Origin of the sequence: Undibacterium sp. KW1, assembly GCF_009937955.1 — a bacterium.
Taxonomy (GTDB): domain Bacteria; phylum Pseudomonadota; class Gammaproteobacteria; order Burkholderiales; family Burkholderiaceae_D; genus Undibacterium.
In genome coordinates, this window is sequence record NZ_AP018439.1 from 6468208 (window position 1) to 6484082 (window position 15875).

Genomic DNA, 15875 nt, shown 5'->3' on the forward strand with positions numbered 1-15875 from the left:
GCGGGCTGTCAGACACCTATATTTGCATAAAGCATTCAACTACAAAAATAATGTAGTCAAATTACTTAATATGCATTGTTGTGCGCCAACAACCGGAAATACACTTGCTTTCAAAGCATTCTAGGATGAATTTCCGACTTGCATACTAAATCCTTGCTGCATAACAGCATGAATATATTTATATATTGATAGTTTTTGTATTAAAACTACTGCACAATTTTTAAGCTTATCAAAATCTCATGTAGCAAATCAATTGCCGCAGAGGTAGGTAAGCCTTGCAGCTGAGGTGGATTTTTCACCTTGGCTTGCATCAATGGTGCCGTCGAGCAAGACGGGCGGTGAGTTTGGGGCTGTTGAGGCAGGGCATAAATCAGGCTGCATGAAATTGGGGGCAATTCAAATCCTCAGGGTTTGAGTTTGCCAAGGCAAATAGTGAGGGGACAATATGAATCAAAATATAAGCAAAGAAAGTAGCAGAGGCGGTATCAAAGGCAGTATCAGGCGCGCATTACGAAAAGCATTTCTTTATAGTGTGGCCGGCATGACTGTGGCGGCGGCGAGTGCGCCTGCTCATGCCTTTAATCCGCGTGACACTTCGGTGCAGATGTTTCACTGGAAGTGGACTGATATCGCCAAAGAATGCAGCAGTTTCCTCGGCCCGCAAGGCTATGGTGGTGTGCAGATATCACCACCCAGTTCAGCCAATCGTGGCAGTAACTGGTGGGATATTTACCAGCCTGTTGATTACACCAATCTGACCAGCAAGATGGGCACGGGGGCCGAGCTGCAGGCCATGATCAATACCTGTCACGCTGCAGGCGTGCGTGTGTATGCGGATATCGTCGTCAATCACCTGGCAGCAGGCAGTGGCACTTCTACTGCTGGTGCAAACTGGGTAGCTGCCAGCAGCTACCCTCGTTTCAGCGCTGCTGATTTTCATCCTGCCTGCGATATCCAGGGCAGTGATTACAGTAATAACCGCAATGCCGTCACCCAGTGCCGTCTGGTCGGCCTGCCTGATCTGGACACGGGGGCCAGCTATGTGCAAGGGCAGATCAGGAATTATCTGAGCAGCCTGATAGGCATGGGTATAGATGGCTTTCGCTTTGATGCAGCCAAGCATATACGTCAGAGCGATTTGCAAACCATCGTGAATGGTGTGACGCATACGACCACTGCTGGCGAGCCTTTATGGATCACGCAAGAAATCATTACCGATGGCACGGTAGATCGCAATTCTTACCTGAGCATAGGCACCATCAATGAATTCAAGTATGCAACGGCGATGAAAGAAACCTTCCGCAACCTCAATGGTGCCAGCATTTCGCAAATGCGCAGCATCATGGGCACGCCTGGTAACTGGGGTGGTACCTGGGGCTTTTTCACAGACAGCAGCAAGGCCACCGTGTTTATCAATAACTGGGACACTGAGCGCAATGGTGATTCCATGAATGCCAGTAACCGCAGTGGTGCGACCAATGATACGCAGGGCAGCAAACGCTATGACCTGGCGAATATCTTCATGCTGGCCTGGCCTTATGGTGAGGCGCAAGTGCATTCCGGTTTTATCTTCACGGACACCAATGCCGACGCGCCAGCCGCCAGTCCCTTTGATGCGAATGGCAATCCACTGATCAACCAGCAATGGGATTTCATCCATCGCTGGGCTGACATCGCCAATATGGTGGCTTTTCGTGCGGTGACATCGGGCCAGGGTGTCGATAACTTTACCAGCGGTAGCGCCAACCAGATTGCCTTTAACCGTGGCGGCAAAGGCTTTGTCGCTATCAATAATGAGTTCAGTGCATGGAACCAGAGCTTCCAGACCTTGCTACCTGCCGGTACTTACTGCAATGTCGTGCATGGTGTCGCCAACGCTGGCAAAACCGCTTGTACGGCGGATGCGGTGGTGGTGGCGGCAAATGGCACGGTCACGCTCAGCATACCCGCAAATGGAGGCAACACGGTACCGGCAGTGGCTTTGCACATCAACCAGAAACTCGGTGGCGCATCGAATGACACGACCGCCCCTCGGTGCCAACTGGCCTGACGGCAACTGCCGCCAACAGTAGCAGCATCAGTCTGAGCTGGAATGCTGCTACCGACAATGCTGGTGGCAGCGGCGTGAAGGGCTATAACATTGCACGCAATGGCGGCAGCCCTGTGTTCAGTGCCAGCACCAGCTTTGTTGATGGCGGTTTGTCGCCAGCCACCACGTATAGCTACACCGTTGCAGCGGTCGATAATGCTAATAATGTGTCAGCCAATAGCATTACGGCCAGTGCAAAAACGCCGGCGGGTGCTTGTCAGGTACAGGTAAATTTCCAGGTGACCAATAACACTACCGTGGTCGGGCAGGACGTATACCTCACCGGCAGCGGGGCAGAACTGGGTAACTGGAATACCGCAAGCGCCACCAAATTGTCAGGCAATCTCTGGCCCTTGTGGACAGTGTCGCGCAACCTGAATGCCAATACGACTTATGAATACAAATACCTGACCCAGGGCGTCAAACCTCTGGCATGGGAAGTGGGCGCAAACCGTGTCATTAATGTACCTGCCTGCGGCAGCGCGCCAGTGACTGTACCGGCCAGCACTTTTCGCCAGTAAGTTATATCAGGTAGCAATTTTGTCCGGTAGAAAAGAACCTAGACCAAGGTGAGTATGGGGATCAATGACAAATGCTTGTCATTGATCCTTTTATTTTTGCAGCGCGTCTATCTGCTTTTGCAGGGATTGATCAACAGTGAACCCCGGATAGCTGGCACGGAATTTACGCCACTCTTCCAGTGCTTCCTTGTTACGGTGGTTCTTCAAGAGCTGTTCAATTTTCTCCTGCCACTCATAGGCACCTGGATGTGCCTCTGGTGCCAGTGCGGCTGACAGCGGCGGTGCAGCCGCCACAGGTGGTGGCGCCATGACTAAGCGTGGCGCTGACGGTGCGGCAGGGAATGGTACAGCCGCAGGCATATCAGCTTTTTTATCTGCCGATGCTGTCATTACTGGCTTTTCTGCCATGGCTGCTGATGACCGGGATTCTGTTTCACTGGTTTTCGCCAGCATGCCTGTAGCCTCTGCTTTGGCGGCACTGGCATTCGCCGCTGGAGAACGCATTTTTGCATTACCGGCATATTGGCTGTCTGCTGCCACTTTGTCTTCAGCGCTGACCACTTGCGCGGGTGCCGCAGCAGACATGTCTTGCCTGCGTATTGCCGACCCTGTGACTGTCACCCTCGCAGGCTCTGGTGCTGCGGCCACCATGGGGGCTGGAGCCGGAGCGGATTTTGAAGCAGATATTGGAGCAGGCGGCGATTCGGCTTGCTGCTCAGCTGGCTTGAATTCACTGCGCGGTTTTGCGGCACTGGCGCGTCTGGCGTCATCGGCCACCTGGCTTTCATTGGCTTTGCTGGCTTCCATGACAGGTGACGCTGCATTGCTCGTGCTTGCTACCGGTGCCGCTGGTGCGGCAACTTCTGCGGCGACCTTTGCCCTTTTCGTCAAGTCTGCTTGTGCCAGTTGTGGCAATGCTGACTTGTCGTTTTCTTGTGTCGCAGGTGCGGCAGGTGCCGTAGGTAGCGCCCGTGCATTCGATGCAGACGCAGTCACAGGTTCTGTTGGATAGGATTCCTGATGCTGCTGCATGACCACGGGTATGGCAAACAGTATGCTGGCAGCCAGGCTCAGTGGCAGCTTCCAGCGCCATAAAAATGATGGCGGTTTCCCGTTGCCTTCAGGGCCTGTGGCATCATTGGCTGCGGGTGGCACAATGGCTGGTGCTGTCCTTGTTGCTAACGGGACCGCAAGGGCAAGTTCTGCCTCAGCGATGATCGCCGCATCCAGCTCTGCCGACGGTTGTGCTTGCGGCAAATCTTGCAGCAGGCTGGCGAGTTCGCCCTTGCCTTGCAGGAAATCCTCAAATTCAGCTTCGCGCATATCGTCATTCCTGGATGTCATGCTGGCTCCCTTTGCGTCTGGGTATGCAATTCGGCACGCAATTTTTGCATGGCATAACGTAATCTGCTTTTGACGGTCTCCGTGGATACGGCGGTAATGGTGGCAATTTCTTCCAGACTCAGGCCATTGAATTGCTGCAAGACCAGCGCTTCTTTCTGTTCGCTGGGCAGGCTCCTGATGGCTTCATGCAGACGCTCGGTCTGCTGTTTTTTTTCCAGCCGGGTTTCTGGTGACCTGGTCAGCGGCGTCGATTCCTGTGTGCTTTCCAGCGTGTGTTCATACTGGTCAGGGTCGGCGTCAAGCAGGCTTTCGCGCTGGCGCAGTATGTCGATCAAACGGTTGCGGGCGATCTGGTACAAATAGGTTTTGAAACTCGCAAGCGCTGTGTATTGCGACCGCGCCGCATGCAGTGCAGCCCAGCTGTCCTGCACGATTTCATCTACCCATTCCTGACGTGGCGAACGCCAGTCGATAAAACGGTACAAACCCAGGCGATGACGCTGATACAACTCTTTGAAGGCGAGCAGGTCGCCATCGCAATAGAGCAGCATCAGTGCCTCGTCTGTTTGTGGTTCGGTCATCATGGCCGCTAGTTTAACGGAAAATCCCGTCTCACCAGCATAATTTCCATGTACTGTCAGGGTAAAACTGTCATGCATCCAAGCCACTTCCGGCGTTTTTCTGACAATAAGCAACTTGCCAAAAAAACGCCCTGATATTGCTTTAGCTGATGCTAAGGCGCGATGCGTATTGCCAGCGGAGTTGTCCACGTCTTGTCCGTATCGTTATAGTACAGATAGGCAGAAGAAGCGGGCCCGGTATAGCTGCCTGGCACTGTTGCCACCAGATCTACCGCCAGTTTTTTCACTTCACCCGGTTTCATGTCACGGAAATACAGTATCACTTCACGGGCACGGGTTTCATAAAAATCTATCTGTCCTTTCTCACGCATTTCTTTCAACTGCCAGTTCTGGAAAGTCAGCCCACCAGGCAAGCCCAGACGTACCAGGCTCATGGGCTGGCCGGTTTGTGTCTTGTTGCTGATAACCGCATTCAACCTGACGGTCTCACCCATTTTCAGATCAGCTTTAGCAAGGCTGGTGTTCAGGTTGATGACGGCGGTACTGGAAGATGCAGGTTCATTGCTGCGGTATTCAATCGCCATCGAATACGGCAAGGCAGATCCGCTGCTGGTTTTGAGCGTGATATTGTGCTTGCCAGGTGTCAGCAAGTTTTCAGAATCATTAAACAACAAAGGTTCACGCCTGCCAGCTTCATAGCTCTTCTCGCTGACCACGACACCATCAACCAGCAGGCTGACTTTGCCAGCCGTGGGTGCAACCCTGGTCGCCTCATCAAAAGCGATCATTGCCTTCAAAGCCAGCACAGTGGCCTGGGTTGCACCCCATTGACCAAAGCCGCTGCGGTTTGCCTGCAACCAGGTGATACCTTTGCGTGCCTGTTCCAGGTGGCCATCTGATTTGAGCATGGCCAGTATCGCCAGTGAGGTGGTTTCTATATGCAGATTGCTGCCGCCGCTGCGGGTGATGGAATGATCTGCATTCGTCCAGGAACCATTGGCATTTTGCATGCCCACCAATTTATCCACTGCTGCGCGCCGTGCCTTGTCTGATACCGCCGTTTTTGCAGATGGTGCCAGCATGGTACCGCTGGCCAGTGCCAGTTGATACGCATCTTGCGTGGTTTCCGCCAGTTTGACGGATTTGCCTATTTCTTTATCCAGCCCGGTTTCGCCAGCGCTGACCAGGGCCCAGGTGATATAGGCATCAGTCACTTCTGGTGCAGCACGGCCAAAGCTGTCGAGCGCCTTGGCATCGCGCTGGTAACCGCCATTGCCATCACGTCTGGCTTTGAGCCAGTTTGCAGTACGCGCCAGCATGGCGGTATCGACGGAACCATAGATATTTTTCATATCGGCAAATTCCAGCAAGCCATAGGCAGTCAGCGCTTCATGGCCGGGGTCACCACCAAACCATTCATAGCCTTTTTTCGGTGATTCAAAGCCAGCCAGTTTCTTGTAGCCGCTATCGAGTAATTTTCCGGTACGTTCCAGCAAGGCGCTGTCGGCCACATCATGCTGCTTCAGGTATTGCATGATCATGACGTTAGGGTAATTGGTCGATGAGGTTTGTTCAAAACAGCCAGACGGTTCACGCAACATGCCTTCCAGGCCAGATACCATGGTAGCGAGTGGCGAGGTATATACCTTGATGAATGTCTGCACGCTGCCCTTATTGGCCTTGCTGAGATCGATGTCATGCGTGACCTGTCCCTTGATTTGTCCTGACTTCTCCAGCAATTGCGGAAAGCCAGGGGCGACCACTGGTATGCTGCGCAAGACTTCATCTTTCAAACCCGATGCAGTCGCTGACAACTGCACCTGAGACAAACCCTGTGTGCCTGTGATCTCAAGCGGGATGAACATGCTCTTGCGCTGGCCAGCAGCGATAGCACCCACTTTGTTATTACTGTCACTGGCTTTCAGGAGTTTGCCAAAATTGCTGTTGAGCGTGACATTGACAGCCTGCTCGCCTTCATTGCTCAGGGTGACGGGAATCAGCGGTTTGTCACCGGCAGAAATTTCGAGTGGCAGTTTGGCCGACAAAGAAAATGGTAAGGAAGATTTAAGGATATTTTCACTATGCCCTGCCTGCCCGCCACCGACACCTTCTGCGGTGACGCGGAAAGACGTGACGGCATCCGACAAGGCCAGCTTCAAGGTGGCCTTGCCCTGCTTGTCGGTTTTTACTGAAGGAGCCCACATCACGGTATCGCGGTAATCATCACGCGGACCGGCATAATCAGGCGTATAGGCTGGAACCGGAAACACCCGCACCGCTGCCCAACTTGGCGCCAGCTCTGCCATAGGCGCTGCCATTTTTGCATCGGCACGAGCGAAGTCCTTGTCAGCCATGGGTTCTGCCGGAAAATATCTGGCTTCCATCTGTACTGGAGCCGCGGCCACAATGCGGCCCGCAGCAAATTCTTCTTTCATTTTTGCCAAGGCAGGTTTTTGCGGTGCCATAGCTACCATAGGTGCTGCGGGTGCTATGGCGGCAGCCAGTTTTTTCAATTCTGGTGCTGCTACTGGAGCAGGCACAGGCATGGGTGCTGCCGCATTCATCTCCCGCCGCCGGATATTGCTGCCAGTGACTGTCACCCTTTCCAAGGGGGTCAGCACCTGTACCCAGTCAAAGCGGCGATAGCCGCGCGTACCCATCAGCATATCCAGTGCCAGGGCACTTTTGTCTTCACCCAGGTCGGTATAAAAATTAGGCTCTTCTATCTTGCCGGGTAATTCACTTTCCAGCAAAAGACGCGACAGCATATTGGCGCTTTTGTCATCGGCAAACGACAACACCGTGTCATCGACAACCGACAGGGCCAGTTCTGCTGGCACGGCTTTGCCGCTGGCATCTTTGGTTGTGATGTTCAGGGCGACTTCGCCGCGCGGTACATAGGCCTTTTTGTCTTGCTCTACCTTGATCTCAAGCCGGTTACGGCGATTGCGGAACACCAGGCGTTCTGCCAGCGGGTCCAGATTCTGGTTAAACAGGGTAACGCGGGCGATGCCTGCAGTAGCTGTCGTGGCCTGGTCTTTGGCTTGTAAATACATGACAGCCGGTTTACCCGGGCCGGCTTCCATGCTGCCTGCATCAAATAATTTGTCGCGCACGGTGGCCGCGACCACGACCTTTTGCGTGGCGCTGCATTGCACGGCTATACGCAAGGCTTTTTCCTGTCCATCCAGATCATCATAGCTGCGCATGACACAGCCCGTTTCTTCTGCCAATGGCAAAGCATAATGCTCAGTCACGCTGCTGGGTTTGCTGATTTCTGCATGATAACGGCGACCCGTAGCTGGCGTAAACGCGACACGGCCCAGGCCATTTTTATAGGTATTGAATCTGGCAATAGTATTACCCAGATCATCCACCAACTTGCCCTCGGCATCTGCCGGTTTCCCCAGCCTGGTTTTGGCTTCAAAATAGAGACGCGCAGGCAAACCTGCCACCATCTTGCCACCTTCAGGGAAGAAAGACAGTGCCAGCTTGTTTTGCAGGATGGGTATGGATTTTGAAATCGATTCAGTGACGCCGCCATCTTCTACCAGTATCGTCAACAAGCCATCGCCAGTGTTGATGTTCTTCGGTAAATCAAATTTCACCAGTGCCTCACCCGTGGCATCTGTCGTGACATTCACGCGGGGTAATTCCACGCCATCGACAGTCGCAACTGCGACCAGGCGCTTGCCCGACATTATCTCGCCAGTAGGGCGTTTGACGGCGATCGTGGCACTGACCTGTTCACCCGCACCATAGGATTTCTTGACGAATTCCAGGGTTTTCTTCATGCGTGGAGCTTCAAATGCAGAGACGATGATGGCGCGTTCCAAGGTTTTTCCGTCACTGCTTGTGATACGTATTTTGTATTCACCACCTTGCGCCTCAGGTGGCAATTCAAAATCATTGGCAGCACTACCCGCCTCGACACGCAAGCGTTTCTTGATCACGCTGGCGCCTTTGGGCGAGATCAGTTCCACCGTTGCCGCTTGCATTTCGCTGCCAGTCAAATTGCGGGCTTTCAAGTCCCAGCTCTTGAACCAGATGGTTTCACCGGGTTTGTAAAGCGGCTTATCTACCTGTATATACAGATTGCGGCTCTCGTGCGTGTCGAAATAACTATTGATCAGGGCCGGCAATTCCTCAGCGCGCACTTGTTTGATCCTGGTCGATGCCGCCGGGGCTGGTTCAGCCGCAACCGGGCCCAGTACTGGTTTTTGCCCATCCTGGGCTGCAATCGTTTTGTTCTTCTTGTTGCCAGTTTGTCGGGAAGCTGTTGTGTCAGACTGCGGGCTTATCATCACATCACCGGTGGCAGCCACGGTCTCTGCGACATCACCAAACTGACAACCGCCCAGCATCAGTAACAGCAAGGGGCACAAAATAGGTGCTTTAAAGTAGTGACCAGATTTTTTCATCATTGACAATTTCCTGTATTTTTAGTGAGAACGGGGGCCTGGGAAACCCCCATGAAGGTGCTGCATGACATCAGGTATTTGTGGTGCGCTATATTTGCCGCGCTTTAATTCGGGTCAGGTACGAAACCGCCAGGGAAGGGATTGGCATCCTGATGGCGGCCACGCGGGATAATGCCGCGTGCTACCAGATGAGCGTAGGTGTCATACTGGATGCTGATTATTTCGTCAGGCTGCTGGCTGGCACGGCGAAAATCGGTGTTCCGCACGCTGCTGTCTATGCGCTCACCATGGCCTGTACCTATCCTCGCATCCATGGATTTTTCTGCCATGTCAGACTTGCTTTTTGCCAGGTTGCCGGTCACTTCAACAGGAGGCAAGGCAGAAGCAGTTGGGGCAGGTGGAGGTACAGATGCAGGTGCAGCAGATTCAGCCCGGCGTGAATACCATGGTTCTACAGGTACAGGCTCTCTATACTCTCTGAACTCCCTGAAAAGGGCCACGCCGATGACGCCGACATTGTCTGGCCTGCCTGTGCGTGCCGCATACGAATCAGGCAACTGGGTGAAATAAAAAGCTGCCACTTCATCCATATTCTTGCGCCAGCCCTTGATTTCTACTGGCTGCCTGCTCGCCAATACATAGCCCGATTGTTGTGGCGATGCTGTGGCACCCGTCAATACATTGACACCATCGACAGACAAGACCGACAAAATACGCCCACCAGTCTTGTTGGTGATTTCTACCGCATAACGCTCACCGGGCTTGCCCGCCACATAATTATTGCCCTGATGACGCCATATAGGCAGCCTTTCACCCGTGCTTTGATTGATGATGCTGATGCTGGCAAGCTGGCCCGCATGTGCGAATGTGCTCAACGTCGCGGTCGCTCCTATTGCCAGGGCTGCAAGTAAAGATGTCCATTTATTCATTTTGTTCTCCATAAAAAGCGCGTTCATACTCATTAAACGGAGCAGCAAAACAAAAGGGGTTAAGATTTTTAAAAAATAATCGAATAGATGGCTGCGTTCTTATGATCCAGTGTCACATTTTCAATTTTTAGGGATAATATGAAGCCATCGCGAGCTTAAGTTTCTTAAATGGGCCAAGTTACCTAAGTTATTTGAGTTGCTCGCAGCAATCACCTCAGGAAGAGCCATGAACACAGAAAACACCAGCGAATCGGCTAGCACAACGGCCAGTCCGGCAGCAGATGCACAATACCTCGACGCAGTAGAAGTGCGCGTCCTTGGCGTACTGGCAGAAAAAGAAGCCGCCACGCCCGACAATTATCCCCTGTCACTCAATACCCTGGTGAATGCCTGTAACCAGCTCACCAGCCGCGACCCCGTCATGTCAGTGACCGAGTCTGAAGTGCTGGAAGCCATAGACAGGCTGGCCACCAAGAAACTGGTCAATGCCATCCACCAGGCCGGTGCCCGCGTCGCCAAGTATGAGCACCGCATGCGTATCAAATGGATGCTGGATCAGCCCAAGGTGGCGGTATTGACCATACTCATGTTGCGCGGCTTCCAGACCGCAGGCGAAATCCGCGCCCGCGTTGGCCGCCTGCATGAATTTGCCAGCGTCGCCGATGTAGAGAAATGCCTGGACTACCTGATGGACAAATACCCGCCACTGGTCGCCCGTTTGAACCTGACACCAGGCACCAAGGAGCCGCGTTACGCGCATCTGCTGTCCTGTGATGAAGCCAGCCTGGATCAGGCAGAAGCTTCCAGTTTTGCCAGCGGCGGCGGTGCTTCAAAAAATGACAGGGTCAGCCAACTGGAGACAGAAGTCGCGCAACTGAAGCAGCAGGTAAGCGATTTGAGTGCGCAGTTTGCAGAGTTCAAGAAGCAGTTTGAATAGGTAGTTATAAGACTAAAAAGCTCACCACAGAGACACGGAGCGAGGAAAGGCTGCTTGCAAGCAGCCTTCGTTACGCAGGCGAACGACATGTCGTTCCAATTCCCTGCTACACCACAGAGGGGCACAGAGGAAAAATTTTCTGTTGAATGAATTTTCTCTGATGATCTGTTTGAGTAGCAAGAGGCGGTATGAACTCTGAATTACCCGAGGCAACATGATTTCAAAACAGTATGTCAGCCGCGTCAGCCTGCGGAGGGATATCGTCGAATCGTTTGATCGTTACCCCTTCTCTTTGCCCGCGATAAAAAACTTCGAGTATGTCGATCTGCATCCCAAGATCACTTACTTTGTTGGTGAAAATGGTTCGGGCAAATCTACCTTGCTCGAAGCGATCGCGGTTTCTTTGGGTTTTAATGCCGAGGGTGGTACCAAGAACTTCAGCTTTGGTACACGTCGCTCACATTCAGTACTGGATGAGTATCTGCGTATTGCCAAAGGCATACGCAAGCCGCGTGATGGCTTCTTCTTGCGGGCTGAGAGCTTCTTCAATGTGGCTACTGAAATTGAAAGACTGGACGAAGATACTTCTTATCCAGCTCCGCCGATTATCAAATCCTATGGCGGCATCTCATTGCACGAGCAATCGCACGGTGAATCCTTCCTTGCATTGATGACAGAACGATTCGGCGGCCAGGGCCTGTACATACTCGATGAACCTGAGGCTGCGCTGTCACCACAAAGGCAACTCGCGGTCCTGTCTCGCATCCATGATCTGATAGAAGATAATTCCCAATTCATCATCGCTACCCATTCACCGATACTCATGGCTTATCCTGATGCCTGCATCTACCAATGCGGTAAAGAAGGTATCTCTGAAATTGCCTATGAAGACACCGAGCACTACAAGGTCACACGGGATTTTCTGGCGAATCCCAAGCGCATGATGGATGTGTTGATGGAGCGTTGAGTTTTTGAATTGGGTGGATTTCTGAAAGACCAAAATGCTCACCACAGAGGCACCGAGGGAAGAAAGGCTGCTGGCAAGCAGCCTTCGTTACGCAGGCGAACGGCATGCCGTTCGATTTCCCTGCTACACCACAGAGGATTCACAGAGAAAATTCTTTGATGAACTCTCTATAAAACCTGAGTGTCTATGTGTTGATAGATATTGCCCTGACTTGATTACTTGTGATTGAGCATCGCAATCACAACGACAACAGCGATGGCCAGCAACACCGCCCCCGCAATCTTCCACGCTGAATACGGACGCTCACCCTGCACCTGGCCAGTCTGGCCGTTCACCAGAAAGCGGTAAGTTTTGTCGCCATATTTATAAGACGACAGCCAGATAGGCAGCAGGATGTGTTTGAAGCTGATATTTGAATAGCGAGGCTGCATCGCAATGATGCGCTGGTGGTCACCACCGATATCGCGGCAGATGGCATTGCGGATTTCACCTTCCATCTTGCCCTGGGCATCGACAAAGCCAGGTTCCAGTCCCACCTGGTAAGCCTCTACCGTAAAGCCGGATACATAATCGTCACGGTAACCCTGCAATTTTTCCAGACGCCAAGGCGCGAGATTTTCTGCATACGAAGTTGGCAGTGTCTTTGAACCCACGACCAGCACATCATCAAACGACACTTGCACTGCGCCCACTGCCGGGTACCAGTTGGTACGGGTCACCTGCCGGCTCTTGGTTTCGCCGTTTTCAGTATAGTTTTCTGTGACCGTGTAATCGACACCGCGCTGGCCTTGATAGGTGGTGTCGCTATCTGCATCATAGGTCCAGTAAGGGGTGTAGATACCTTTGAGGCCACGTTCCGCTCTATAAGCCTGCTTTAGCGCATTTGGCGCGAACCACAGGCCGGTAATCCAGTTGGCAAACTTGCTGCGTGCATCTGATTCCTTGATATCAAATGGGGCGATCGCCTTAGGCCTGATCTTGCGTGCAGAATAAGCGTTGGCTGCGATCAGCGGCACCGCGCAAAACGGGCAACGGTCAGACACCAGATTGGCTGCCAGTTGCGACTCTGCACCGCAGCCTGTGCATTTCACATGTTGGCTGGCGAGCATGGGTTCGTTCCCAGCCTGCTCAGCCAGGTAAGCCTGATAGTCCAGTTCTTCTACCGCCGCGACCGTGGCTTCCTTGTCTTCAGGAATTTCATTCTTGGAGCCGCAATACGGGCATTGCAGGGCATGCTGGCCAGGCGCATATTCCAGCTTGGCACCGCAAGATTTGCAGGGATAGTTTTTTGTCGTCACAGGTGATGATTCCAGAACAAAATAGCAGGCGTCGCCACCATCAGGCGCGACGCCACATCAGAGGAAGATTTACTGCGGTGGCAGCGGTGGAGGCATTGCCGCAAACAAGCCAGACAAATCAGCCTGTTCACCGGCCTTGCCCCAGGCAGCCATGCCTTGACGCCATACCAGACTGTCACGCGTCAAGCTGCCATTGCCCACGTGTGATTGCAATACACCCAGATCAAACGGCCCGGTCTGCGCACCGTTTTGCGCAACAAAGTAAGATACGGCAGTCGGCAAAGGCGGTGGCATACCACCACCTGCTGCTGGTGCAGATGCTGGAGCTGTAGCAGGCGCAGCTGCCGGTTGTGGATTATTACCAAACATCGTGCCCATGCTCTGGCTCAGCATACCACCCACGCCCACACCCATCATGGCACCAGCCATGCCCGGGTTTTGCGCTGCATCACGCAAGGCCTGTGCACCCTGGTATTGGGCGAACTGGTTCATATTGCCGATCACGCGCATCGCACCCTGCTGGTCGATGGCTTTTTCCACCTCCTCCGGCAAGCCTATGTCCTGCACCTGCACTTCGCAGAGTTCCAGACCATATTGCACAAAGTCAGAAGCAATTTTTTCCTGTATGCGCTTGCCCACTTCCGTGACCTTGGCTTCCAGGTCGATGACAGGCACGCCAATTTCAGGCATCACTTCCTTGATGCGCATGCCTATCTTGCCGCGCAGGTTTTCTTCTATATCCGCTGTCGTAAAATCAGCCTTGGTACCGACCAGCTCCGACAGCATGGCCTTGGCATCGACAATGCGTATGCCATAAATACCAAACGCAGTCACACGCACCACGCCAAATTCAGGGTCGCGCATGGTGGCAGGCCCGGCCGTGCCCCATTTCATATTGGTAAATCGGGTAGTCTTGAAGAAATACACTTCCGCCTTGAAAGGGCTGTTAAAGCCATACTTCCAGCCCTTGAGCGTACTCAGCAAAGGCATGTTCTCGGTCGATAGCTCATACATGCCCGGCGTGAACACATCCGCCACCTGCCCCTTGCCCATCTGGCCTTCATTGACCATCACAGCAATCTGCCCCTCGCGCACCGTCAGCTTGGCACCCATCTTGATCTCGTTCTGATAGCGCTCAAAGCGATGCACCATCACATCGGGACTGTCATCCAGCCATTCGACAATATCGATAAATTCATTGCTGAGTTTATTCCACAGACCCATAGTGTTCTCCAAAAAACAAAATTCTTGCAGGATGCTGGCAGGCAATTCTCTAGATAGCGGCCAACAGCTATTCGGCGAATAGGCGCAAGTGACTGAATTTCACCAGCACATTCGGCGTAGGCGAAGTATTGCTGAATTGGTACATTATCACAAGTGTGGATATGAAATTTTCTATGCTGCATTAATGTGCGTTGATAAGCTACTAAGACGCGTTCACACTAACAGTAGAGCTTCAAAATATCTATGAATTCTTCGTAAAAGCAATGATTTTGAATTCGAAAATTAACTCGTCTTGTAAATTGATGCGAAATGGAATTGAAAAAGTTACGGTTTTTAATCGCATTGTTATTGTAAATAATGTAACAACAATGTATTCGCGAGTTCAAATAAGAAGTGCAACAGAAGCTAAATTGGTTTGAATGGGAAGATGCGGTAGCATCCGAACTTCCAGACCCCCAAGTCAAAGTTGCCCGAAATGACATACACACATCTTACCCAAGAAGAACGATACCAGATTTATATACTGAAGAAGGCAGGACATAGGCAAAGTGAGATAGCAGAGGTGATGGGGCGTAGCAGATCGACGATCAGTCGAGAGATCAAACGCAATAGTGGTGGTCGTGGATACCGCCCAAAACAGGCTCAACAACGCAGTCTCGACAAGCAAGCCAGAAAGAATGGTGTGACTATTTCCGCTGAGACATGGGCATTTGCAGAAGACAGGTTGAGAGCGTATTGGAGCCCGGAACAGATCAGCGGCTATCTCCGTGCCAATGCTCTTCCTGGAGTGAGTCACGAAAGCATTTATTGGCGAATCTATGCGGACAAGCAACGAGGTGGCACGTTACACAAAACCTTGCGCTGCCAGAAGATACGCAAGAAGCGCTATGGAAATCGTGAACGACGCGGCACCATACTCAACCAGATTTCGATTGAAGAGCGCCCAGCGATTGTGGACACGCTCAAGCGCTATGGGGACTGGGAGGGTGATCTTGTTGTCGGCGCGAATCACCAGCAAGCGCTGGTCACGCTCAATGAGCGCAAATCGCGCTACACCTTGCTAGAAAAAGTGACCCGCAAAACTGCTGAGGCGGTGACGGATACCATTATCTCTTTGCTAGCGCCTTTTTCTGAATTAGTGCATACGTTGACGACCGACAATGGTAAGGAATTTGCTCAGCATGAACGTATTGCTCAGAGCCTCAATGTGCAGTATTTCTTTGCCCATCCTTATTGCTCTTGGGAGCGCGGCGCTAACGAAAACATGAATGGTTTAATACGGCAGTTTTTTCCGAAGAAAATGTGTTTTGAATCTATCACAACGCAAGACATGACTGACGCTATGGACTACTTGAATCATCGACCTAGAAAATGTCTTGGCTACAAAACACCGCACGAAGTTTTTATGGCTCAGATACAATCGCACTAACACAGGGTTGCACTTCGAGCTTGAATCCGCCATTTTCTATAAAATGGTACTCGAAAGATTTAAGAATACGAAAATATCGAACATTAAGTCCTAAGAGAAATTGACTTGCTTCAATACTGAGTTGCAGTAGTAAAT

General features: G+C 52.2%; 11 protein-coding genes. 5 read left to right on the forward strand and 6 right to left on the reverse strand.

What is annotated here, in order from left to right; translation table 11 throughout:
* Positions 1-445 precede the first annotated feature (445 nt).
* Together UNDKW_RS29230 and UNDKW_RS29235 are read left to right on the forward strand one after the other, a co-directional pair.
* On the forward strand, positions 446-2050 hold the full coding sequence (locus tag UNDKW_RS29230) for an alpha-amylase family protein (protein WP_232063166.1): 1605 nt from the start codon (positions 446-448) through the stop codon (positions 2048-2050).
* Positions 2035-2610: a carbohydrate-binding module family 20 domain-containing protein gene (locus tag UNDKW_RS29235; RefSeq protein ID WP_162061639.1), complete on the forward strand. Its 576-nt coding sequence runs from the start codon at positions 2035-2037 to the stop codon at positions 2608-2610. Before UNDKW_RS29230 ends, UNDKW_RS29235 begins: the two co-directional genes overlap by 16 nt.
* 90 nt (positions 2611-2700) lie before the next feature.
* Here the strand turns inward: UNDKW_RS29235 and UNDKW_RS29240 are convergent, their stop codons facing one another.
* The 4 genes from UNDKW_RS29240 to UNDKW_RS29255 form a co-directional block, all read right to left on the reverse strand.
* A complete protein-coding gene (locus UNDKW_RS29240) occupies positions 2701-3954 on the reverse strand; it encodes a hypothetical protein (protein WP_162061640.1) in 1254 nt (417 codons plus the stop codon).
* Positions 3951-4724, reverse strand: coding sequence for a sigma-70 family RNA polymerase sigma factor (locus UNDKW_RS29245; protein ID WP_232063167.1), 774 nt, complete (start codon positions 4722-4724; stop codon positions 3951-3953). Before UNDKW_RS29245 ends, UNDKW_RS29240 begins: the two co-directional genes overlap by 4 nt.
* Positions 4688-8959, reverse strand: coding sequence for an MG2 domain-containing protein (locus UNDKW_RS29250; RefSeq protein ID WP_162061641.1), 4272 nt, complete (start codon positions 8957-8959; stop codon positions 4688-4690). The genes UNDKW_RS29245 and UNDKW_RS29250 overlap by 37 nt, the downstream gene beginning before the upstream one ends.
* A 101-nt stretch (positions 8960-9060) precedes the next feature.
* A complete protein-coding gene (locus UNDKW_RS29255) occupies positions 9061-9885 on the reverse strand; it encodes a hypothetical protein (RefSeq protein ID WP_162061642.1) in 825 nt (274 codons plus the stop codon).
* Between the two features lie 226 nt (positions 9886-10111).
* On the opposite strand from UNDKW_RS29255, the gene UNDKW_RS29260 reads away from it, so the two are divergent.
* Both UNDKW_RS29260 and UNDKW_RS29265 read left to right on the forward strand, forming a co-directional pair.
* Positions 10112-10822, forward strand: coding sequence for a YceH family protein (locus UNDKW_RS29260; protein ID WP_162061643.1), 711 nt, complete (start codon positions 10112-10114; stop codon positions 10820-10822).
* Positions 10823-11036: 214 nt separating this feature from the next.
* Positions 11037-11789 (forward strand): AAA family ATPase, encoded by a 753-nt coding sequence (locus UNDKW_RS29265; RefSeq protein WP_162061644.1) that lies wholly within the window; start codon positions 11037-11039, stop codon positions 11787-11789.
* A 215-nt stretch (positions 11790-12004) separates the two neighbouring features.
* Here UNDKW_RS29265 and UNDKW_RS29270 read toward each other — a convergent pair whose 3' ends face one another.
* Both UNDKW_RS29270 and UNDKW_RS29275 read right to left on the reverse strand, forming a co-directional pair.
* On the reverse strand, positions 12005-13087 hold the full coding sequence (locus UNDKW_RS29270) for a hypothetical protein (protein ID WP_162061645.1): 1083 nt from the start codon (positions 13085-13087) through the stop codon (positions 12005-12007).
* A 69-nt stretch (positions 13088-13156) separates the two neighbouring features.
* Positions 13157-14311 carry an SPFH domain-containing protein gene (locus UNDKW_RS29275; protein WP_162061646.1) on the reverse strand — a complete coding sequence of 385 codons (1155 nt, stop codon included), beginning with the start codon at positions 14309-14311 and terminating at the stop codon, positions 13157-13159.
* Between the two features lie 475 nt (positions 14312-14786).
* Here UNDKW_RS29275 and UNDKW_RS29280 point away from each other — a divergent pair, with 475 nt between their 5' ends.
* Positions 14787-15740 (forward strand): IS30 family transposase, encoded by a 954-nt coding sequence (locus UNDKW_RS29280; protein ID WP_162058632.1) that lies wholly within the window; start codon positions 14787-14789, stop codon positions 15738-15740.
* Positions 15741-15875 lie beyond the last annotated feature (135 nt).